The 23392-nt window shown below is 40.8% G+C and carries 23 protein-coding genes; 1 reads left to right on the top strand and 22 read right to left on the bottom strand.

What is annotated here, in order from left to right; all coding sequences use genetic code 11:
* Positions 1-402: 402 nt before the first annotated feature.
* Together PSH48_RS18375 and PSH48_RS18380 are read right to left on the bottom strand one after the other, a co-directional pair.
* On the bottom strand, positions 403-2196 hold the full coding sequence (locus tag PSH48_RS18375) for a choice-of-anchor I family protein (protein ID WP_273612070.1): 1794 nt from the start codon (positions 2194-2196) through the stop codon (positions 403-405).
* A gap of 86 nt (positions 2197-2282) precedes the next feature.
* Positions 2283-3494, bottom strand: coding sequence for an acyltransferase family protein (locus PSH48_RS18380; RefSeq protein ID WP_273612071.1), 1212 nt, complete (start codon positions 3492-3494; stop codon positions 2283-2285).
* A 141-nt stretch (positions 3495-3635) separates the two neighbouring features.
* Between PSH48_RS18380 and PSH48_RS18385 the strand changes: the two genes are divergently transcribed.
* Positions 3636-4478, top strand: a complete 843-nt coding sequence (locus PSH48_RS18385) for a LytR/AlgR family response regulator transcription factor (RefSeq protein WP_054983813.1) — start codon at positions 3636-3638, stop codon at positions 4476-4478.
* Positions 4479-4506: 28 nt separating this feature from the next.
* Here the strand turns inward: PSH48_RS18385 and glmU are convergent, their stop codons facing one another.
* The 20 genes from glmU to rpmH form a co-directional block, all read right to left on the bottom strand.
* Positions 4507-5865: a bifunctional UDP-N-acetylglucosamine diphosphorylase/glucosamine-1-phosphate N-acetyltransferase GlmU gene (glmU, locus tag PSH48_RS18390; RefSeq protein ID WP_273612072.1), complete on the bottom strand. Its 1359-nt coding sequence runs from the start codon at positions 5863-5865 to the stop codon at positions 4507-4509.
* A 248-nt stretch (positions 5866-6113) separates the two neighbouring features.
* Positions 6114-6536: a F0F1 ATP synthase subunit epsilon gene (locus PSH48_RS18395; protein ID WP_004588077.1), complete on the bottom strand. Its 423-nt coding sequence runs from the start codon at positions 6534-6536 to the stop codon at positions 6114-6116.
* A gap of 13 nt (positions 6537-6549) precedes the next feature.
* Positions 6550-7935 carry a F0F1 ATP synthase subunit beta gene (gene atpD, locus PSH48_RS18400; protein WP_004588076.1) on the bottom strand — a complete coding sequence of 462 codons (1386 nt, stop codon included), beginning with the start codon at positions 7933-7935 and terminating at the stop codon, positions 6550-6552.
* 33 nt (positions 7936-7968) lie between these two features.
* Positions 7969-8829 carry a F0F1 ATP synthase subunit gamma gene (atpG, locus tag PSH48_RS18405; protein ID WP_004588075.1) on the bottom strand — a complete coding sequence of 287 codons (861 nt, stop codon included), beginning with the start codon at positions 8827-8829 and terminating at the stop codon, positions 7969-7971.
* Positions 8830-8889: 60 nt separating this feature from the next.
* Positions 8890-10431, bottom strand: a complete 1542-nt coding sequence (gene atpA / locus PSH48_RS18410; protein WP_004588074.1) for a F0F1 ATP synthase subunit alpha — start codon at positions 10429-10431, stop codon at positions 8890-8892.
* Positions 10432-10445: 14 nt separating this feature from the next.
* A complete protein-coding gene (gene atpH, locus PSH48_RS18415; protein ID WP_004588073.1) occupies positions 10446-10979 on the bottom strand; it encodes a F0F1 ATP synthase subunit delta in 534 nt (177 codons plus the stop codon).
* 16 nt (positions 10980-10995) lie between these two features.
* Complete coding sequence (gene atpF / locus PSH48_RS18420; RefSeq protein ID WP_004588072.1) at positions 10996-11466, bottom strand: F0F1 ATP synthase subunit B; 471 nt, start codon at positions 11464-11466, stop codon at positions 10996-10998.
* 42 nt (positions 11467-11508) lie between these two features.
* The gene (gene atpE, locus PSH48_RS18425) at positions 11509-11742 is read right to left on the bottom strand and encodes a F0F1 ATP synthase subunit C (RefSeq protein WP_004588071.1); all 234 of its coding nucleotides are present in this window, start codon (positions 11740-11742) and stop codon (positions 11509-11511) included.
* Positions 11743-11793: 51 nt separating this feature from the next.
* Positions 11794-12651, bottom strand: coding sequence for a F0F1 ATP synthase subunit A (gene atpB, locus PSH48_RS18430; RefSeq protein ID WP_004588070.1), 858 nt, complete (start codon positions 12649-12651; stop codon positions 11794-11796).
* Positions 12652-12666: 15 nt separating this feature from the next.
* A complete protein-coding gene (locus PSH48_RS18435) occupies positions 12667-13047 on the bottom strand; it encodes an ATP synthase subunit I (protein ID WP_024032126.1) in 381 nt (126 codons plus the stop codon).
* A 142-nt stretch (positions 13048-13189) separates the two neighbouring features.
* On the bottom strand, positions 13190-14116 hold the full coding sequence (locus PSH48_RS18440) for a ParB/RepB/Spo0J family partition protein (protein ID WP_004588068.1): 927 nt from the start codon (positions 14114-14116) through the stop codon (positions 13190-13192).
* Positions 14117-14136: 20 nt separating this feature from the next.
* A complete protein-coding gene (locus tag PSH48_RS18445) occupies positions 14137-14922 on the bottom strand; it encodes a ParA family protein (protein ID WP_004588067.1) in 786 nt (261 codons plus the stop codon).
* A gap of 14 nt (positions 14923-14936) precedes the next feature.
* On the bottom strand, positions 14937-15557 hold the full coding sequence (gene rsmG / locus PSH48_RS18450; RefSeq protein ID WP_004588066.1) for a 16S rRNA (guanine(527)-N(7))-methyltransferase RsmG: 621 nt from the start codon (positions 15555-15557) through the stop codon (positions 14937-14939).
* A 15-nt stretch (positions 15558-15572) separates the two neighbouring features.
* Positions 15573-17462: a tRNA uridine-5-carboxymethylaminomethyl(34) synthesis enzyme MnmG gene (mnmG, locus tag PSH48_RS18455; RefSeq protein WP_273612073.1), complete on the bottom strand. Its 1890-nt coding sequence runs from the start codon at positions 17460-17462 to the stop codon at positions 15573-15575.
* A 426-nt stretch (positions 17463-17888) separates the two neighbouring features.
* Positions 17889-18338, bottom strand: coding sequence for an FMN-binding protein MioC (gene mioC / locus PSH48_RS18460; RefSeq protein WP_024032128.1), 450 nt, complete (start codon positions 18336-18338; stop codon positions 17889-17891).
* A gap of 903 nt (positions 18339-19241) precedes the next feature.
* Positions 19242-20606: a tRNA uridine-5-carboxymethylaminomethyl(34) synthesis GTPase MnmE gene (gene mnmE / locus PSH48_RS18465; RefSeq protein WP_004588063.1), complete on the bottom strand. Its 1365-nt coding sequence runs from the start codon at positions 20604-20606 to the stop codon at positions 19242-19244.
* Positions 20607-20741: 135 nt separating this feature from the next.
* A complete protein-coding gene (gene yidC / locus PSH48_RS18470) occupies positions 20742-22376 on the bottom strand; it encodes a membrane protein insertase YidC (RefSeq protein WP_024032130.1) in 1635 nt (544 codons plus the stop codon).
* 8 nt (positions 22377-22384) lie between these two features.
* A complete protein-coding gene (gene yidD / locus PSH48_RS18475; protein ID WP_004588061.1) occupies positions 22385-22660 on the bottom strand; it encodes a membrane protein insertion efficiency factor YidD in 276 nt (91 codons plus the stop codon).
* Positions 22661-22785: 125 nt separating this feature from the next.
* Positions 22786-23211 (bottom strand): ribonuclease P protein component, encoded by a 426-nt coding sequence (gene rnpA, locus PSH48_RS18480; RefSeq protein ID WP_029772813.1) that lies wholly within the window; start codon positions 23209-23211, stop codon positions 22786-22788.
* Positions 23212-23218: 7 nt separating this feature from the next.
* On the bottom strand, positions 23219-23353 hold the full coding sequence (gene rpmH / locus PSH48_RS18485; protein ID WP_004335215.1) for a 50S ribosomal protein L34: 135 nt from the start codon (positions 23351-23353) through the stop codon (positions 23219-23221).
* Positions 23354-23392 lie beyond the last annotated feature (39 nt).

Raw genomic sequence — 23392 nt, forward strand, 5'->3', positions numbered from 1 at the left:
CACACAGATGATTGCTTTATATTGTTAAAGAACGTTGCGACGTTGTCGCTAGGGATGCGTATAATACATCCTTTATTTTTCGAGTCAACACTTAATTTTAAACTTTCTTTTTAGAAGATTTAAAACCGAAGTTTTACTTAACTCTCTGAGCTGTTGTGCCTTGCTATGCTTCAGCGTTTCCCGTCTCAGTGGGGTCGCATTATAGGGAGATTCGAGCGGGGGTCAATGTTTTATTTCAGCTTTTTGACAAATAAATTAATTTAGTATGAAACGCATACAAATAAAGGCCTACGGGCTGATTTTAGATTAAAAAACGCGCATGTTAAGTCGCTATTTTACAGCTAATATTTGCGCGTTAGAAAAAGCAGTACATTTAGTAATCGCTGTACTGCTTTGTTGGTTTTAATTTGCTGCAATTTGCCATACAGCTATAGAACCTGAGATCTCATTACCGATTATAAGCAGTGGCTCGCCTGTCGCACTTTGTTCGGCAGTTACAAACACCATGCCTTCGGGTGCAAGGTCGCCGGTTATACCTGCCCCTTCTATTACACCACGGTTATAAAAGTAATCTTCAAATTGCACATCGTAAGGGTTGGTAATATCGTAAACCATAATCCCGCCCATGCGCTCAAGACCTATAAAGGCAAAAGTGCGTTCGTCTATCGTACCTATTGTTAGCGCTTCGGGTTCTGCGCCTTTATCATCTGAGCGTGTGTCACCTTCGTTTTCATCTTCATTGTTATTAAAGGCTTCACCATGAACCGATGCGGTAATACGACCTATGTCATCGCCTGAGTCAAATACCACCAGCCCATTACTGTCCCAAATAGTAAATGAGCGTGCACCATAGGCATAAAGCGATTCGTATTGACCGTCGTCATTCGTATCACCTTTTACAGTGCTTACCTTCAAGCGGCCTATATCGTCATCGTCGTTATTTAAGTAGTCAAAATTAGCTGCAAGCGTTAAATCTTCAACACGGCTTTCATCTATATAGGCAAGACAGCCATCATTTTCATCGTAATCTAGGCCGCCCTTTGCTGTGCAGTCTGCTTCATCTGTTACATCAAAGAAGTACTCGCGTGCATCACCTTCATTTGCCGATACTATAAAGTTTGCGCCTTTCCAGCTAAAGCTTGAAATTGTATCTGGCTGATACATACCATAAAGCCCTGGGTACGATTTAAAATTAACACCGCCGTCTTTATCTGATGCATCTATTTGTAAATTTGACCAGTCTTTAAAGCCTAGCGCTTTTAGCTCTACGCTATTATCTTCTAGGTTAATAATAGCGAGACCGTTATTTTCTTGAATTGATACGTAGGCATATTTGTTATCTTTAGAAATGCTGACGTACTCAGGCTCTAAATCCATAGCTACTGTCGTATTTATTACATTTCCGTTAATAGTGCGCCCTGTAGGGTTAGCAAACACAAATCCATCAGACTCAAGTTCAGCTTGCTGACTATTGTAAGTAGTAAAGTCAATATTAGTTGCCGTATCAGCTACTACACCTTCTACTATATTAATTATGCTTACAGAGCCTTCTGGGTCGATACTGTAATCGCCATTAGGTTCACCTTCATTGGCTACAACTACTTTTGTACCGTCGTGGTTAAAAGTCACCATGTCTGGTAAAAAGCCCGCTGGTACATTTTTTATGAAGGCGGGTGTATCGCCGCTTATGTCATAAAATGCAATTTGACCCGCTTCGCCCACATTTTTAGCAGCCATAGCCACAGCTAGCATTTGGTTCTTTTCATCTATTGCTATGCTGTTTGCATCGCCTGGGGTGTTGTCGTTTAAGGTAAGGGTAATGGTTGATGTTAGGTTAGTTGCACTCACTATCCCTTCGTTATCTTGAACAAGGGACGCCGTATCAAAGGTGTCGGCGGGTATAATATTAACAACGGCTTCATCACCAGAGCTGTTAATGGCGTATATCCACTTTTTAGATGCTTGATAAGCAACTATTTCGGCTGCACCTTCGGGGCTTTGGGCATTAAGTACAGCGCGGCCTACTAAACTTATATTTAACGCAGAGTTTGCATTAGTGCCGTTAGTACCATTTTGACCCGCTGTGCCTTGCTCCCCTTGGATACCTTGCGTGCCGTCTTGGCCGTCATCTCCATCTAGTGAGCAACCCGTTAATATTGATATGAGTGAAAGTGCTATAAGTGACCTTTTTAACATTGTTATTTTCCTTAGTGTGGTATTGAACAAAATAACAACACACAGGTATGACAAAGCTATGGCACTTTTAATAAAGCTTTTTTAACTTAAAAAACGAGTTTAAATGCTAAGGGGCACACAAGAATAAGGCTTACTGTATAACCTAATAATTTATAAGGCTTGGAATAGCTATTTTGAGTTTTAACACCTATTAAAGGCCTTAAAATATCAATACGTGTCACTATTAATGTAATAACCGCGCAAATACACCATGTACCAATAACAACCAAGAGTGGTTCAATAAAAGAACCTACCTCTAAAGGCTGCAAAACAAAACATAGGATTATGAGTATACTTTGGTGCAATAAATAAAAAGGGAACACCCAGCTATTAAATGTTTTTAAGTAATTAGTTTTAAAGTTTAAAAAATGCTGTGCGAGTGCAAGCATGGTAAGCACTCCCAGTACTCTTTGAATATTGTATATAGTAGTAAAGATATAACTAGGTAAATCAAATACGTTTTGGTAAGCCATTAATATGTATATACACAGCAGGGTAAAGCTTACACATAACACCCAATAATAGTGTTTTAGGCTCGCCCAAAAATAATTATGTTTGGCTAACAGAAACCCTATAAATAGAAATATAAAGCCGTTAGCCTCCCTTACAGCATCTCCTTCTAAGTAGTTATGTGTAAGCAACATGGCTATGACTAATAAGCTTACCAGTAATGGCTGGCTCACTTTACCTAGCTTGAATAAAGGCGTAAAAAAAGGGAGCTTCATGAATAGTGAAAATAAAATAATGATAAGCATGAACTGCCAAAGAGAGCGTAAATACCATAAATGATTTACGTCTACGTGCGGCCATACCCCAGACTGGTAATTAGCAAACATCTCATTATTAATATCTAAAAACGCTAAGTAGAACTGCCAATACGTTATGTCTATTACGCTTTTTTGCGACATTTCTGCATACAACTGAAAGGGAACTATTAACCATAACCCCACCAGCAATGGTAGTAATATAAAAATAGAGCGATTTAAAACAAATAACGCATTTGATTTAACACCTCTCACTTTATCGAGCATAAAGCGAAGTGCTACTCCAGATATAAACCAAATCAGTAGCATTCTCCAAGGAGCAAACATCAATAAAAAATACTCTACGTAGTGAGATATATAAGTACTTTTAAAGTGAAAGCCCCAGTTTTCGCTGTACAACATGCCAATGTGATAAAAAATAAGTACAGCAAACGCAATGACTCTCAGCCAATCAAGAAAGTAATGGCGGTTTGTTACGTGTAATTGTTTATTCATGCTAAAACCAATGTATACCTATTGGTACTAGTAAGACTTAAACGACTCGCAAAAACTATTCATAAGTGCTTATATTACAGGCAATAGTGATAAACGGTGGTATTTAGGGATAAACCCACCACATAAATATAAGCACATACTATGAACCTACAACACTTTCAGCGTTTTCAAACCTTATACGCATCAGTATTACTGTGTGCTTACGTATTAATTAATAATACCGTAAATGCAACAACCCAAATCATGGAGGTAAAAAGATCAGGAGATTTACCATTTTTAATTTGGGAGCCATTTGTATGGGAGTATTCAAGCGCGCTAGGATCTTTGCTTATGTTTCCGGCTTTAATTTGGTTTTTGAATAACACACCTTTTAAATGGCATAAAATACCTGCTTCATTGGGTATGTATTTTGGCGCTTCAATTGTATTTAGCATGTTACATATTGCTATTATGGTAGGCAGTCGCAAGCTTGTATATTTAGCTTGGGGTCGCTCTTATGATTTTGGTTTGAGTTGGTTTGAATTAATATACGAATATCAAAAGGATGCTATAAGCTTTATATTTTTTATTGCGCTCATAAAAGTATATCAATATGTCGTTCAGCAATTAATTGGGGAGGCATCTTCTATAGAAGAAAGCGAGCAACAAGCCACACCCAGTCTAAACCGGTTGCTTGTAAAAAAGCATGGTAAAGAGTTTATTGTAAAAATAGATGATGTTGATTGGCTTGAATCATCGGGCAACTATGTAAACTTGTATATTGGCACATCTATTTACCCTTTAAGAACGACCCTTACAGCACTAAGTGAGCAACTAGAAGATAAAGGCTTTTGCAGAGTCCATCGCAGCCATGGCGTAAACCTTGATAGAATAGAGTCTATTACACCGCTACCTAGTGGCGATAGTGAAATAAAACTAACTACAGGTAAGATGCTTAACTTATCTAGACGCTATAAAGAACAGTTTAAACTTCAACTGAAATAAAAAAGGCTACCTAAGTAGCCTTTTATAATTATTTTTTAACCGGGCGTTTCCAGCCCGTTAAATTACGCTGTTTAGAGCGTGCTATTGCAAGTTGTTCATCTTCAACGGTACTGGTGATCACAGAGCCTGCTCCTATTGTTGCTGTTGTACCAATATTTACAGGAGCAACAAGTGATGAGTTAGAACCAATAAAGGCGTTATCACCAATAATGGTTTTTGCTTTATTAACTCCATCGTAGTTACAGGTAATAGTACCTGCGCCTATATTCACTTTTTCGCCAATTTCAGCATCGCCTAAGTAACTTAAGTGGTTTGCTTTAGAACCTTTGCCTAAGCGGGTTTTTTTCATCTCTACAAAATTACCAATGTGCGAGTCTTCTTCCATTACCGCACCAGGGCGCAGGCGAGCATATGGGCCTAGCGTACATTTAGCCGCTACGCTTGCATCTTCAATTAGGGTATTCGCTTTTATTACAACGTTATCGCCTATGGTACAGTTTTTAAGTACGCAGTTAGGCCCAATTTTTACGTTATTGCCTAGGGTTACATTACCTTCAAAAATAACGTTTATATCAATTAATACGTCTTCGCCTGTTTTAACATTGCCACGTACATCAATACGAGCAGGGTCGGCTAGGGTGGCACCATTTAACATTAACTCTTCTGCTTGCCATGCTTGATAAGCACGCTCTAGGCCTGCAAGTTGTACGCGGTTGTTTGCGCCTTCAACTTCCATTGCATGATCGGGCTGTGCTGAGGTGATTTCTACACCTTCACTGTGCGCCATAGCAACGATATCTGTAAGGTAGTATTCACCCTGCGCATTATTGTTAGATAGATTGCCTAACCATGTTTTTAAAAGCTTGCCGTTAACCGCCATAATGCCGGTGTTTACTTCGCTGATAAGTAGCTGCTCAGCGCTTGCATCTTTTTGCTCAATAATACCTACAAGCTTGCCATCTTCTCGTAGCATACGGCCATAGCCATTTGGGTTAACCAAATTAACTGTTAATACCGCCAAACCATTTTTAGGTGTTGCAGCTAGTAAGCGCTCAAGTGTTGATTGCTTTGTAAGAGGTACATCACCATATAAAACAAGTACAGTGTCGTCATCATTAATATGAGGGTTTGCTTGTGCTACTGCGTGGCCAGTACCAAGTTGTTCTGCTTGCAGTACCCAGTTTACGTCGTTATCGGCAAGTTGTTGTTGTAATAGTTCGCCGCCGTGCCCGTAAACTAAGTTAGTGGTGGTTGCACCAAGTGCCTTTGCGTTATCTATAACATGCTGCACCATAGGTTTACCTGCCACTTTATGCAGTACTTTTGGTAGAGCAGAGCGCATACGAGTACCTTTACCCGCAGCAAGAATTACTGTTGTTAGAGCCATTAAAACAATTTCCTTTTTCCGTTGTTTTAGTGAGGAGTTAATGAAAGTAGCTTAACTAGATTACGCATGTCACTCCATGTATACATACTCAGCCGTATTATAAAAAATAATGACTGAATCTATGATAAACAAACTGTTCATAATAATTACACTTATTGTAACCAGCTTTGCTAACCGATATAAGTGCAAAGCCAAATTACAGGCACAAAAAAGCCCACATAACGTGGGCTTTTAAAAACCGGATAGGCTTACTTTTTACGTAATTGCTGAATTACGCGAAGTTGTGCAATAGCTTCTGCTAGTTGCATAGCTGCTTTTTGATAATCAAATTCAGCTGCTGACGCATTAGCCATTTGGCTTTCTGCGTCACGCTTAGCTTGCTCTGCGGCTTGCTCGTCTAGGTCTTCACCACGAACAGCTGTATCAGCAAGTACGGTTACTATGTTCGGTTGAACTTCTAGTGTACCGCCAGCAATATAGATCAGTTCTTCTTCACCATGTTGCTTAACTAAACGTACCATACCAGGTTTAAGGGCAGTTAGTAGTGGGGCGTGACCGGCATTAACACCAAGCTCACCTTCACTACCAGATACTTGAATCGATTCAACTAGACCAGAGAACAAGCTCTGCTCTGCGCTTACTACGTCAAGATGTACAGTCATAGCTGCCATACTACCCTCCTAATTACATGCTTTTAGCTTTTTCTTGAGCTTCTTCGATAGAGCCAACCATGTAGAACGCTTGCTCTGGAAGGTCATCAAATTCACCGCTTAGAATGCCTTTAAAGCCAGCAATTGTGTCTTTTAGTGAAACGTATTTACCTGGCGCACCTGTAAATACCTCTGCCACGAAGAATGGCTGAGATAGGAAACGCTGGATTTTACGTGCACGAGATACAAGTTGCTTATCTTCGTCAGAAAGCTCGTCCATACCTAGGATAGCAATGATGTCTTTAAGTTCTTTGTAACGCTGAAGAACTGTTTGAACGCCACGTGCTGTATCGTAGTGCTCTTGACCAATTACTAATGGGTCAAGTTGACGTGAAGATGAATCAAGTGGGTCTACCGCTGGGTAGATACCAAGTGATGCGATATCACGTGAAAGTACTACTGTTGCATCTAAGTGAGCAAAGGTAGTTGCTGGAGATGGATCCGTTAAATCATCCGCAGGTACGTATACCGCTTGGATTGATGTAATTGAACCTGTCTTCGTTGAAGCGATACGCTCTTGAAGTACACCCATTTCTTCAGCAAGTGTAGGCTGGTAACCTACCGCTGATGGCATACGACCAAGAAGTGCAGATACTTCTGTACCAGCAAGCGTGTAACGGTAGATGTTATCTACGAAGAAAAGTACATCGCGACCTTCGTCACGGAACTTCTCAGCCATAGTAAGACCAGTTAACGCTACGCGTAAACGGTTACCAGGAGGCTCGTTCATCTGACCGTATACAAGCGATACTTTATCAAGTACGTTTGAATCGTTCATCTCATGGTAGAAATCGTTACCCTCACGAGTACGCTCACCAACACCTGCGAATACTGAGTAGCCGCTGTGCTCGATTGCGATGTTACGGATAAGTTCCATCATGTTTACGGTTTTACCTACACCGGCACCACCGAATAAACCAACTTTACCACCTTTAGCAAATGGACATACAAGGTCGATTACCTTGATACCAGTTTCTAAAAGTTCTACTGAACTTGATTGCTCTTCGTATGAAGGCGCTGCACGGTGAATAGACATACGGTCTTCTTCGCCGATTGGGCCAGCTTCATCGATTGGCTCACCAAGTACGTTCATGATACGACCAAGCGTTGCTTTACCAACTGGAACTTGAATCGCTTCACCTGTATTTTCTACCGCTGCGCCACGACGTAAACCGTCAGTAGTACCTAGTGCGATAGTACGAACAACACCGCCACCTAGCTGTTGTTGAACTTCTAAAGTCAAACCAGCTAAATCGCCATCTGTTACTTTTAGCGCGTCATATACGGCTGGCACGTTGTCTTGAGAAAACTCAATATCCACAACGGCACCGATAATTTGGACGACCTTACCTAAACTCATGTCTATTCCTCTCGTTAATCTTTGCCTGAAGCATTAAACTGCGGCTGAACCAGAAACAATCTCACTAATTTCTTGTGTGATTGCCGCTTGGCGGGCCTTGTTATAAACAAGCTGTAACTCATCCATAAGGTCGCCGGCATTATCTGTTGCAGCTTTCATTGCAACCATACGGGCAGCCTGTTCAGAGGCAGCGTTCTCAACCACACCTTGGTATACCTGAGACTCAACAAAGCGTACAAGCAAAGACTCTAATATAGCGTCTGGGCCTGGCTCGTATAAGTAGTCCCATGTGTGGGCAGATACTTCTTCTTCAGCTTTTGGCAAAGGGAGTAACTGGTCAATTGTTGGTTCTTGCTTCATGGTATTAACGAAGTTGTTATATACCAGGAATAAACGGTCAATTTTACCTTCAGAGAATGCATCTAGCATAATTTTTACAGGACCAATTACGTCTTGTACTGAAGGCTTATCTCCAAGGCCTGCTTTTTTAGCAAGCACTTGACCGCCAAAACGTTGAAAGAAGCTAGCAGCTTTGCTACCTAAAGTTGCAAACTCAGCGTCCACACCTTTTTCTTTCCACGCTTTAATGTCTAATGCAACTTTTTTAAACTCATTTGAGTTTAAGCCACCACATAGACCACGGTCTGTAGAGATAACAATATAACCAACTCGTTTTACTTCACGTTCTTCTAAGAACGGGTGAGTAAAATCAAGATTTGCTTGAGCAACACGACCAATTACTTTGCGTAATTTGTCAGCGTATGGACGGCTTGAAGCCACTCGTTCTTGCGCCTTTTTCATTTTAGACGCAGCAACCATTTCCATTGCGCTAGTGATCTTTTGAGTATTTTTAATACTCCCGATCTTGCTTTTAATCTCTTTTCCGCTGGCCATGACTCTCTCTCCGAATCAAGGTGTGCTTTAGTAAACTAAAGCGCACCATTAATAACTAAATTACCAAGTTTGCGTAGACTTGAACTTCTCAAGAAGTTCTTTAAGCTGCGCTTCGATCTCGGCGTTGTAGTTACCAGTTTCATTGATTTGAGCCACAAGCTCTGCGTATGTGCTACTTGCATAAGAAAGTAAAGCTGCTTCGAAATCCATAATTTTAGAGATTTCGATATCTTTCAGATAACCTTTCTCAGCTGCAAATAACGACAAAGACATTTCAGCAACAGACATTGGTGCGTACTGTTTCTGCTTCATTAGCTCTGTTACACGCTCACCATGCTCAAGTTGAGCACGAGTTGCATCATCAAGGTCAGACGCGAACTGCGAGAACGCAGCTAATTCACGGTACTGAGCTAGGGCTAGACGGATACCGCCACCTAGTTTCTTAACGATTTTAGTTTGTGCAGCACCACCAACACGCGATACCGAGATACCAGCATTTACTGCCGGACGGATACCTGAGTTGAATAAGTCAGTTTCTAAGAAGATCTGACCATCGGTGATAGAGATAACGTTTGTCGGTACGAACGCAGAAACGTCGCCGCCTTGAGTTTCAATGATTGGCAATGCCGTCAATGAACCAGTTTGTCCTTTCACTTCACCGTTAGTGAACTTTTCAACGTAATCAGCGTTTACACGCGATGCACGCTCTAAAAGACGCGAGTGAAGGTAGAATACGTCACCTGGGTATGCTTCACGACCTGGTGGACGCTTAAGTAGTAATGAGATTTGACGGTAAGCAACAGCTTGCTTAGATAAATCATCATATACGATTAATGCGTTTTCACCACGGTCACGGAAGTATTCACCCATAGTACAGCCCGAGAACGGTGCTAAGTACTGAAGTGCCGCAGACTCAGAAGCAGATGCTACAACTACGATAGTATTTGCAAGTGCACCGTGCTCTTCTAATTTACGTACTACGTTAGCAATAGTAGATGCTTTTTGGCCAACCGCTACGTACACACACTTAACGCCTGTGTTCTTTTGGTTGATGATTGCATCGATTGCTAGTGCAGTTTTACCTGTTTGGCGGTCACCGATTACAAGCTCACGCTGACCACGACCAACTGGAATCATCGCATCAATAGATTTGTAACCAGTTTGAACTGGCTCATCTACAGATTGACGTTCGATTACACCTGGTGCAATTTTTTCTACAGGTTCAAAACCGTCGTTATCTAAAGCGCCTTTACCGTCGATAGGAGCACCTAGTGTGTTTACAACACGACCAAGTAAGCCAGCACCAACAGGAACTTCTAAGATACGACCAGTTGTGTATACTTTTACGCCTTCAGTAAGGTCAGCGTAAGGACCCATAACTACTGCACCAATTGAGTCACGCTCAAGGTTTAGTGCGATAGCATAACGGTTGCCTGGAAGCTCAATCATCTCACCTTGCATACAGTCAGCTAGACCGTGGATGCGGATGATACCGTCAGTAACAGATACGATAGTACCTTCGTTACGAGCTTCACTTACAACTTCGAACTGCTCAATACGTTGTTTGATCAGATCTGAAATTTCAGTGGAATTAAGTTGCATGCTCTTTTTCCCAATTACGATTGTAGTGTTGTGGCTAAGCGGTTTAATTTACCGCGTACTGAGCCGTCGATTACAGTGTCACCCGCCTTAATAATAAGGCCGCCAACAACTGCAGCGTCTTCACTACAATTCAGCTTAACTTTGCGTGCGAAACGTTTTTCAAGTGTCGCTACCAATGACTCTTGCTGCGCTGCAGCAAGAGGGGTTGCCGAAATCACATCTACGTCGATTTCTTTGTCATACTCTGCTTTAAACGCAGCGAATAACTGAGCAACCTCAGGCAGTGCAATCAAACGTCCATTTTCAGCCATCACCTTAACTAGGTTCTGACCTTGTTCGTTGAGCTGCTCAGCACATAAGTTAATAAATAACTCAGCTTGTGCAGTAGCAGTAGGCAATCCAGCTAGAATGGCTGATGCTTGTTCATTGCTGGCAACTTCGCCTGCAAAAAACAACATGTCATTCCAGCTTTCAATCGTGCCTTTTTCAACGGCAAGTTCAAAAGCCGCTTTAGCGTATGGGCGAGCGATAGTAGTCAATTCAGACATGCTCATACCCTCCTAATTACAGCTCAGCGACAAGTTTTTCAACGATGTCACTATGTGCGGCTTGATTGATTTCACGCTCTAAAATTCTTTCAGCGCCAACCACTGCCAGAGTTGCTACTTGCTTACGTAGCTCTTCTGTTACACGGTTACGCTCTGATTCAATTTCAGAGTGCCCTTGAGCAATAATTTTTTCACGCTCTTCTTGTCCACGAACAGTTTCTTCGTCAACAATAAGCACGGCACGCTTTTTAGCTTGTTCAATGATATCAGCCGCTTGAGCTTTTGCATCTTTAAGCTGTTCTGCAGCTTTTTGTTGCGCAAGTTCTAAGTCTTTTTCGGCTCTATCAGAGGCAGCTAAACCATCTTCAATTTTCTTCTGGCGAGACTCAATTGCATCATTAAGTGGTGGCCATACATATTTCATACAAAATAGTACAAACACCGTAAACGCAATTAATTCACCGATAAGAGTGGCTGTTATGTTCACGACCGCTCCTCCTTAAAATAGTAAGCTGTTCAAAAAATAAAATTAAAGTACGAACAGGATTACCATTGCGATACCAACACCGATCATTGCTACCGCATCGATTAGACCAGCTAGGATGAACATCTTAACTTGTAATGAAGGTGCAAGTTCAGGCTGACGCGCACATGCTTCTAGGAATTTACCACCCATGTTACCGAAGCCGATAGCAGTACCGATTGCACCGAAGCCGATAAGTAAAGCAACTGCGATGTACTTAAGACCTAATACTAGTTCCATTTTTTTCTCCAAAGTTTCAATTGTTAAAGTTAAATATAAAAAGTGTATAAATTAGTGATTGTCTGAACTTGCCATGCTTAGGTAAACAATGGTTAGCATCATAAATACGAATGCTTGTAACACGATTACTAAGATATGGAATACAGCCCAAACAAAGTGCAACGGAAGTTGCATTAAACCAACTGCGCCGATAAGTATGAATATCAATTCACCAGCGTATAAGTTACCGAATAAACGCAGTGCTAACGAGAAAGGCTTAGACACTAGAGCGATTGTTTCTAGTAATAAATTACAAGGAATTAAGAAAATCATAGCCACTTTGCTATTAGAGCTAAACGGGTGAAGTGTAAGCTCTTTAATGAAGCCACCAACCCCTTTAATTTTAATAGAGTAACCAATCATCAGAATAAACACACCCAATGCTAATGCAGCGGTTAAGTTTATGTCTGTGGTAGGTACAATTTTCATGTAAACGTCGTGTGAGTCCATGCCAAAGGCTTGTTCACCAACAAAACCAGCAAGTGCAGGTAAGAAATCAACTGGGATTAAATCCATTAAGTTCATTAAGAACACCCAAACAAAAATTGTTAAGGCTAATGGAGCAATTAATTTGCTTTTACCGTGGTAAGTGTCACGTACGTTGTCACCAACGAACTCAACAATCATTTCAATAAAACATTGAAATTTACCCGGTACTCCGGTGTGAGCTTTCTTTGCGGCGCTTCGGAAGGTCCATAAAAATAATAGACCAAGTCCGATTGACCATGCGAGGGTATCTATATTCCATGTCCAGAAACCACTGTCTGCACACGCTTTGTTGAAGGCAAGACCTGAGTCGGTCATACACATCTTAGCGTTTGTTAAGTGATGCTGGATATGGCTTGATATAGTAACTTCTTCTGCAGCCATGTTATATCCCAAAAGTTAATGTTTAAAAAAAACGGGTGCAAACAATCCGGTAAAGAGCACAAATACGTAAACACAAAAAAACGGCACTAAAACGACCGTGGTTGACTTGAGTATCAGTGCAAACAATACGATTGTTAGCATAAATTTTAATCCGTTACCGCGTTTTAACGAGGTATACGCTTGATTTGCTTTGCTTGCACCCATATATCTGAATGCATAAAGCGCAAATACTAGGTGGGGAAGTATTGCTACGCTGCTACCGGCAAGTGCTGATACGCTGGCGTTTACTCCCCAACCAACAAAAATAATTACTGCAGCTACAAGTGCTACGATACCCTGAAGACAAATTAATTTAAATGCGGCAAGCCTATAAGGTCTTGCTAACTTATTAGTCACGTTTAGTTAACCTTTATGGCGTTCTAATTGTTAGGGTGTGAAAACTGGCGAAATTATACTTAATCCTACCAGTTTTGCAACTTGAGTAGACGCTTTGTAACACAAAATAGCTACAAATGTCTCTTATCGGACATGTAAAATTTTAATGGTCGGTATTGCTGTGATTTATACGATTTAAAATGCCATCAAGCTCATCTAAATTGGTATAAGAAATAACCAACTTACCTTTGCCTTTCGCGTTATAATTTATTTCTACTTTAGCCCCTAAGTTGTCGGCTAATTTTTGCTCTAAACGCTTAACATCTGGGTCTTTTTCTGGTGCTTCTTTAGCAGCAACCGGCTCTAAAATTGAGCGTACTAACTTTTCGGTTTCGCGTACAGTTAGCGCTTTAGCTACGGCTAATCTTGCAGCGTCAGATTGTGCTTCACCTTCAAGTGCTAATAAACAGCGTGCGTGGCCCATTTCTATGTCGCCATGCTCTAACAGAATTTTAACATCACTATTTAAATTGTTTAATCGTAGTAAATTGGTCACAGTAGTGCGCGATTTACCCACCGCATCGGCAACTTGCTGGTGCGTTAATTCAAATTCATTCAATAATCTGTTTAAAGCGATAGCTTCTTCCATTGCGTTTAAATCTTCACGCTGAATATTTTCTATCAGCGCAATAGCAACGGCGGCTTCATCTGGCACATCTTTTACAATACAAGGTACGCTTTCAAGCTTTGCTATTTGTGCAGCACGCCAACGGCGCTCACCGGCTATTATTTCAAAGCTATTTTCTGCAACTGGGCGCACCACAATTGGCTGAATAATGCCTTGAGAGCGGATAGAGCTTGCTAACTCCTCAAGCGCTTCTTCAGACATATCTTTACGAGGCTGGTATTTTCCTGAGTGTAAAAACTCAATAGGCAGCTTTTGCAATTCATTCGCAACGGGCTGTGCTGCAGTTTGTACAGCTTCAGTCACATTTACTGTGTCTTGTTCCTTGCTTGAGCTCGGCGCTGGTTTTGATGAACTTAAAAGGGCATCGAGTCCTCGGCCTAAACCTCGTTTTTTAGCAGACATGTTATTTTTTTACCTTAAAGTTAGGCGACTACCGGCGCTGTTTTTTCTTTTCTGCGTAGCATTTCGCCCGCAAGTGCTAAGTAGGCTTTTGCGCCACTTGATGCGCGGTCGTAGTACATTGCTGGTGCACCAAAACTAGGTGCCTCGGCAAGACGCACATTACGTGGGATCACGGTGCGGTATACTTTATCGCCAAAATGTTGTTTTAATTGTTCTGATACATCATTTGCTAATCGATTGCGCGGATCGTACATAGTACGAAGAATGCCTTCAATTTGTAAGTTAGGGTTAACTAACTTTGCAAGTTGCGTAATAGTGTCCATTAATGCGGTTAACCCTTCAAGCGCATAATATTCACATTGCATAGGTACTAAAATAGAATCAGCAGCAGCCATGGCGTTTACTGTTAACATATTTAGTGAAGGCGGGCAGTCGATAAAAATAAATTCGTATTTATCTTGTATTTTTTCAAGCGCATTACGAAGGCGTACTTCGCGTGCAAACAATTCCATTAATTTTACTTCGGCTGCGGTTACATCGCCGTTGGCCGCTATCATATGATACTCACCCGAGGTTTCAGTGATTATCACTTCATCCATTGGTTTTTCTTCAATGAGTAAATCGTAAATGGTGGCGACATCGCCATATTTGTCTACACCGCTACCCATCGTAGCGTTGCCTTGGGGGTCGAGATCTATTAACAGCACTTTACGCTTCGTTGCAGCCATAGATGCAGCGAGATTAACAGCCGTTGTTGTTTTACCAACGCCGCCTTTTTGATTTGCTAATGCGATGACTTTTGCCACTATGTCTCTGATCCCTAGTCTTTAGAAAGAATAATTAAATGTCGTTGTGCATCAAGCTCAGGCACTACTAGCGAGATTTTATCTTCAAATTTTACACCCTCAGGTAGCGACTCTAGCTCTTCACTAGGAAACACACCTTTAAGCGCTATAAATTTGCCTGAGTGATCAATTAAGTGTGAACACCAATCAACCATATCTTGCAGTGAAGCAAACGCACGACTTAGTACGCCATCTAATTTAACACTTGGTTGATATTCTTCAACTCTTGACTGCACAGGGGTGACATTATTTAGCCCGAGCTCGTGTTTAACTTGCATTAAAAAGCGAACACGTTTGCCTAAGCTATCAAGCAATACAAATTGCGTATCAGGTAGTGCAATAGCTAATACAATACCTGGTAAGCCAGGACCTGTGCCTACATCAATATAATGATGACCGGGTAAATGAGGTGCAACAACTAAGCTATCCATAATGTGCTTAATCATCATTTCTTCTGGTAAGCGTACAGACGTTAAATTATACGCTTTGTTCCATTTGTTTAGTAACTCAACGTATTTAACTAATTGCTGTTGTTGTTTTTCAGTTAGCGCAATATCAGTTTGCGCTAACAATGTTGTTAATTGTTGCTGTAACACAGTTTACCTTTACCATTACGCAGTTTTGCGTAATAAGCCTTGCTTCTTCAGATACACTAATAATAGCGAAATCGCCGCTGGGGTGATACCAGAAATACGAGAAGCTTGGCCAATAGTGTCTGGACGCGCATCTGTTAACTTAGCAACTACCTCGTTTGATAAACCCGATACCGTTGAGTAATCGAACTCTTTAGGCAAAATGGTTTCTTCATGACGAAGTTGTTTATTGATCTCATCTTGCTGGCGCGCAATGTAGCCTGCGTATTTAGTATGGATCTCAACTTGTTCAAGTGCAGCTTGGTTTGTAAACTCAGATCCTAGTCCATCAATAGCCATTAAATCGTCGTAACGAATTTCTGGACGACGAAGTAGATCCTCTAAACTTGCTTCACGAGTAAGCGGTGTTTTTAATAAGGCGTTTACTTGATCAACCACAGCATGATCTTTATGGATCCAGGTTTCTTTAATACGCTGTTTCTCTTTTTCGATCACTTCCATTTTTTCGTTAAATGCCTGCCAGCGCTCATCGTTAACTAAACCAAGTTCACGGCCTTTTTCTGTTAAGCGAATATCAGCGTTATCTTCACGCAATAATAAACGGTATTCCGCACGGCTAGTAAACATACGGTACGGTTCTTTTGTACCAAGCGTCGCTAAGTCGTCTATTAGTACGCCCACATACGCTTCATCACGACGTGGGGTCCATGCATCTTTGCCTTGTACTTGTAAGGCGGCGTTCATGCCGGCAATTAAACCTTGTGCACCGGCTTCTTCGTAACCAGTAGTACCATTTATTTGGCCTGCAAAAAATAACCCGTCTATAAACTTGGTTTCTAATGACTGTTTTAAATCACGTGGGTCAAAGAAATCATATTCAATAGCATAACCAGGGCGACAAATATGTGCGTTTTCAAAACCATCTATCGATTGCACAATTTGTAACTGCACATCAAAAGGTAAGCTGGTTGAAATACCGTTAGGGTAAAGCTCGTACGATGTTAAACCTTCAGGCTCTACAAATATTTGGTGCTTGTCTTTATCAGCAAAGCGCACAATTTTATCTTCTATTGAAGGGCAGTAACGTGGTCCTATACCTTCAATTACGCCAGAGTACATAGGCGAGCGATGTAAATTGTTACGAATAACCTCATGGGTTTTTTCGTTTGTGTAGGTGATATAACACGGTATTTGCTGTGGGTGATCGCTTTGTTTACCAATAAACGAAAATACCGGTGTAGGCGCATCACCTGGTTGTTCCTGCATCTTGTTAAAATCAACTGTACGGGCATCAATACGTGGTGGAGTACCTGTTTTTAAACGGTCTACTCTAAAAGGTAACTCACGTAAACGATCAGCAAGTGCAATTGAAGGGGGATCGCCTGCACGACCACCTTTAAAATTCTCTAAACCAATATGTATTTGGCCACCTAAGAAAGTACCTACGGTTAATACAACACTAGGTGCGCTAAAACGTAATCCCATTTGGGTTACTACGCCAACAACTTTGTCGTTTTCAACGATAAGATCGTCACACGATTGTTGAAATATTTTTAGGTTTTCTTGGTTTTGTAATGTGTTTTGAATTGCAGCTTTGTACAAAGCGCGATCAGCTTGTGCTCGAGTTGCACGAACAGCAGGTCCCTTTGAAGAATTTAAGGTACGAAATTGAATACCGCCTTTATCAATAGCTTGTGCCATAGCACCGCCTAGCGCATCAATTTCTTTAACCAAATGGCCTTTGCCTATGCCACCAATTGCTGGGTTACAAGACATTTGACCAAGTGTATCCATATTATGAGTTAGCAGCAGGGTATTCATCCCCATACGTGCAGCAGCCAATGAGGCTTCAGTGCCTGCATGTCCACCACCTACTACGATAACGTCAAACTTTTCGTGAAAAATCATTAATGGGATCCTACTTAATCAAACCAGTAAACTTCAAAAGGGAGCGTATTCTACCTAGAAATTAGCAGAAGATAAATGATTAAACAGTGGGCAAGATCTAAGTCACTGATCACTTATAATATAAAGGATCTTTTAAAGAGATCTTTTAATACTATTACTACTAGTGATCGGGTTTTCTGTTGATAAGCTCTATTTATTCATTTAAAACATAAAATTAGATCAGATCTAAAGGTGTTAATATGATCGGATCATCAGGCAAATAAGCTCTGATCAAAAAGGGGGTTTATACACAGCCCAATATCGATTGGATCTTATCCCATGGATAAGCATGCTTAAAAACGCAGTTTGATCAGCGGTTATCCACAAAAGCTATTAAATTATTAGTAAATTGTGGGTAACTTTGTTTATGCATTTTATTCGATCACATTACTTTAATTGTGTTTTCTCTATCCACGAGTCTAGCCACTCTAGGGCGGTATCTTCGGGTAATGCCTCATCAAGAATATTTAATTCAAGCCTTGGCGCTATGCATGTTGCGCCAAGGCTTGCCATTAAACTATTTATATTACGCCCAGCAAGGTTATAGGTGTCGTAGCTGGTATCGCCTAAGCCAATGACTGAATATTTAATTGCAGATAAGTCACTTTGCTGATTTAGCTGCTCAATAAATGGTAAAAGGTTGTCGGGGTAATCGCCCGCGCCATAGGTCGATGTGCATATAAGCCAGATTGTATTGTGTTGATCAATATCAGATAAATTAGGTTGATCATGTAGTTCAGCACTTATACCTTGGTTATTTAACTCATCACATAGTTGCTCTGCTACATATTCTGCAGATCCCATTTGACTACCAACGATTATATTTACAGAACTCATATTTAAACTGATCACACTTTACTTATTTGCCCGCTATGATAACTGAGTTAGCCTTGCAGTAAAGAAAACCTTTGTAATTTTGTATAACTATTTTTGAGTTGTTTTTACTCTTTGTTGCAATAGCTTATATAAGTTATTGAATATAAATGAATTAACAAAAACTATTTAAATGTAATCTTCTGATCAAGTTGTTGATAAGGTTGGGGAAAGCTCTGCTTAACTAGTATGTTTTGTTGATCTAAATAAAGCTAAGTCATTGATTTTTTATTATAAGTGAGGCCACCAGCCCACGTTTTTATATAGCTAAGCTGTTGTTGATCATAATGTGGATAGTAATCTTGTTGATAACTTAAAAGGGCGATCAAAAATAATTTTTAAAAACGATCCGATTAAGCGGATCTGCCCTAAAAAAGTGAAAATAAGTGTAATAAACCACGCTTTTTTATAGATCGTGACTGTTTAAGCTTATAAATGTGCCGCTATTTTAAATTTATTAGCCATAAAGTAGGCGATTGTGGATAACCTTTTTTTAATTAGTCTTATTATTTTTCAAGTTCAGAGAGGAGTTTTGCTGGTGGATCAATTAAAAACGAGGGCGTTGGCCTTAATAGTACCGGTTACTTTTGCTTATAAATTCATAAACTGTAGTTAAAACGATCTACTTAAGGATACTTTTTAGCGGTATATTGGTACTTTTTTAAGCTATGTAGAGCGCCAATTACGCGCTTAACGTGGTGTGTTTTTATACTGTGAGAGATTAAACTGGTGAGTTGTATACGATAAAATCAGGCGCGTTTTTATTTAATTTTAACCCCATTTTAGCTTTTTAAATTTTTATACCGGGCATAAAAAAGGGCACTAATGTGCCCTAAAGTGAGTGTTATTTTATGCTGCTTTAGCGAGTTATTTACCAATACAGAACGAGCTAAATATTTTGCCTAGCAGGTCGTCTGAGGTAAATTCACCGGTTATTTCGTTTAAGTACTGCTGCGTTAAGCGTAGCTCTTCGGCTAATATTTCGCCGGCGACGTGCATTTCTAACTGCGTTTTACCAGTATCTAAGTGATAGGCGGCATGTTCAAGTGCATCTAAATGGCGGCGACGCGCCATAAATCCACCTTCTGTTGCGCCCTGAAAGCCAATACAGGCTTTTAAGTGGTCGCGTACAAGCTCAATACCTTGCGCATTTTTAGCGCTTAAACTAATTACTGGGTATTGTTGGTTTTCATCCATACCTACTGCATCGCCCGATAAATCGGCTTTATTTCTTATAACGGTAACACCCATACCTTGCGGTAACTTTGCCATAAACTCAGGCCAAATTGCGTGTGGGTCGGTGTCGGTGGTGTCAGTGCCATCAAGCATAAACAACACGCGATCAGCTTGATTTATTTCATCCCACGCGCGCTCTATACCTATTTGTTCAACGCGGTCAGGGCTTTCACGTAGGCCTGCGGTATCGATAATATGCAGTGGCATGCCATCAATATGAATGTGCTCACGTAGTACGTCGCGAGTAGTACCGGCTATTTCGGTTACTATAGCGGCTTCGCGTCCTGCTAAGGCATTAAGTAGGCTTGATTTACCCGCATTAGGGCGCCCTGCGATAACAACGCGCATACCTTCGCGCATAATACTGCCTTGCTTAGCTTGGCTCGTTACTGTGTGTAATTGACTGATAATGGCATCTAAATCGCCCGACACTTTGCCATCGGATAAAAAGTCAATTTCCTCATCAGGGAAGTCAATGGCTGCCTCTACATACATACGTAAATGAATAACTTTTTCTACTAGGGTTTCAATGTGTTTAGAAAACTCACCTTGTAGCGACTGTAGGGCGCTTTTAGCTGCTTGCTCTGAGGTTGCATTAATTAAATCGCTAATAGCCTCTGCTTGGGTTAAATCAAGCTTGTCGTTCATAAAGGCGCGCTCAGAAAACTCACCAGGCTTAGCTAAGCGAACGCCTTCTATTTGGCTAATTTCTTTTAATAGCATGTCGAGTACAACTGGGCCGCCGTGACCTTGCAGTTCAAGTACGTCTTCGCCGGTAAATGAGTTTGGGCCTGCAAAATAAATAGCGATACCTTGGTCGAGTTGCTCGCCGCTTAAACTTTTAAAAGGAACGTAGTCGGCATAGCGAAGCTTAGGTACTTTACCTATTATTTTTTCGGCCACGCTTTTAGCAAGGCTGCCAGAAACCCGAATTATACCTACGCCACCACGCCCAGGGGCGGTCGCTTGTGCTGCGATTGTGTCTTGATTGATCATGCTATTTATTTGCCAACGAGAGTAACTTTAATGGCGCTATTGTAACCTATGCATTTATTGGTAGCGAATAGCTGTGGTAAAAAATAGGCAATAAAAAAGGCGACCTAAGTCGCCTTTATATGAGTAGCCGTTAAGCTAGCCTCTTACTTTTATACCTTGCTTTTCCATGCCACGGTAGATGATAAGCATCTGGACAATAGAAATAAGGTTAGACACTAACCAGTAAAGTACTAAACCAGATGGGAACCATAAGAAGAATACAGAGAAGATAACCGGCATAAAGGTCATCATTTTTTGCTGCATAGGATCGGTAACCGTCATTGGTTGTAGTTTTTGCGTCACAAACATACTTGCACCAAATAATATTGGTAATACGTAGTATGGGTCTTTTGTAGAAAGGTCAGTAAGCCAAAGAATGAACTCTGCATGGCGCAGCTCTGTTGATTCTAAGAATACGTAAAATAGCGCTAAGAAAATTGGCATTTGTAGCAAAATAGGGAAACAGCCACCCATAGGGTTAACTTTTTCTTTTTTGTACATTTCCATAGTAGCTTGGCCGAACTTTTGACGGTCATCACCATATTTTTCTTTTAGGGCAGCCATTTTAGGCTGAAGGGCACGCATTTTAGCCATTGACGTGTATTGCGCTTTAGTCAGTGGGTACATTAATGATTTAACGATAATAGTGATGGCAATAATAGCGACACCCCAGTTACCTAAAATGCTGTGTAACCATTTAAGAAGTACAAATAAAGGCTGCGAAATAAACCATAACCAACCGTAATCTACAGTTAAGTCTAAATCTGGGTGAATCGCTTCAAGAATATCTGACTCTTTAGGACCCATGTAGTAAGTCGCATTAAGAGTTTGCTCGCTGCCGGCTTGTACATTTATAGGCGCTGCTTTTGTACCAATAATAGCGGCATTACTTTTAGTAATTAAGCTGTAAAGCGTGTGTGTTTCGTCTTGCTTAGGTACCCATGCACTTACAAAGTAATGCTGAATAAATGCAACGTAACCGCCTTGGGTGTTTTTATTTAGGTTTTTGTCAGCCATATCTGAAAAGCTGTATTTTTCGTACGACTCTTCATCAGTACCGTAAGCTGCACCTAAATAGTTTTGATCTACTAAGCTGCCTTTTTCTTGTACGGTACGCTTAATTTGCGTGTATAGCTGTACTTGCACTGGCGCACTTGTAGCATTATTTACTGTGTACTCTAGGCCTACATCGTATTGACCTTTTTTAAATACGTATGTTTTAGTGAAGCTAACGCCATTACTATCAACATAGGTAAGTGGTACACGTAGCTCATCACCGCTTAGCGTGTAGGCTTTTTGCGTTGCTTGGTAAGTAGGGCGACCATTCGCTGATGCGTCTGGGCCATTTAAACCAATTAAACCACTTTGTGAGAAGTATTGATTGCCATCAAACTCGCCTAGAAGCATAAATGGTGTTTCTTCACCTTTTACTTCTTCGTATTGGAGTAAGTCTGCTTCAACAATGTCACCGCCTTTGGTGTCTATTTTTACTTTGAAAACGTCAGTCGTAATGTCAATAACTGAACGCTTAGCAGCGGTAGCCGAAGCAGGTAAACCTGAATCTGACGATGACGGTATATAATCATCTGACTCTGGTGACGTTGTGTTTAGTGTTTGTGTAGTGGCACTAGGATCGGCTTTAGGTGTGTTGTAGTCATTATTCCATTCTTGAAATAATAAAAACGACACTAACATTAAACCGATTAATAAAAACGTGCGTTGCGATTCCATAACAGCTCTTATTTCTCGTGTTGGTGGTTAATACGGGTTAATTTTTCAGGAACGGGGTCTTCTCCGCCTGAATGTAAAGGATGGCATTTTAATATGCGTTTAAGTGCTAACCAACTCCCTTTTACAAATCCATGCAAATTAATTGCTTGAATAGCGTAATGAGAGCAGCTTGGATTAAAACGACAATGCGGGCCTAGTAGTGGGCTTATCCACATTTGATAACCGCGGATAAATAACACTAAACAACGCTTTGGAATAGCAACAAGTGGTTTAAGTAACCTCATGGTGTTTATACCCCTGCGTATATTTAGTGAATAGATACCATGTATTTAAAGGCTCAATTAGAGATTTTAAACGCATGATTAAAAGGTGAGCTAAAGATACCCTAATTAACCCTGCAATTCTATTGCTATCGGGTTTGTTTATTAGATTTAGCTGATTTGTTTGGGCGTTTTTTAAAAGGTGGTGGTTTAGGTGCACCAGGTTTGCAGCGTTCATTTATTTTACGCCACAGCTTTGTAAGTTGTTTGGTTATTTCTTCGTTAGACTGCTCATCAATACCACTTTTTACCATAAGCACAATATCGATATTATCGATGGTGTGTTGATTTAAACGAAAACTTTCGCGAGCGAGTCGTTTAATACGGTTACGTTGGCATGCCTTTTTTACACGTTTTTTAGCAACAGTGAGTCCTAACCTAGGTTTATCTTGGTCATTAGGTTTAGCTAAAAGAGTAAATAAAGGAGTTGCAGCCCGAGCGGGTTCGTTAAATATGCGAGAGTAATGCGAGGGAGTTAACAGACGTAACTCCCTGCCAAAGCTAAAGTCTTCCACTTATATATTAAGCAGAAAGAACTTTGCGGCCTTTAGCGCGGCGACGTGCTAATACTTTACGGCCATTTACAGTTGCCATGCGAGCACGGAAGCCGTGTGCACGTTTGCGTTTTAAAACGCTAGGTTGAAAAGTTCTTTTCATAACAATCTCATCCGATCGGTTAAAGTTAAAACATCCTAT

Source organism: Pseudoalteromonas sp. Angola-4 (genome assembly GCF_028599265.1).
GTDB lineage: Bacteria > Pseudomonadota > Gammaproteobacteria > Enterobacterales > Alteromonadaceae > Pseudoalteromonas > Pseudoalteromonas atlantica.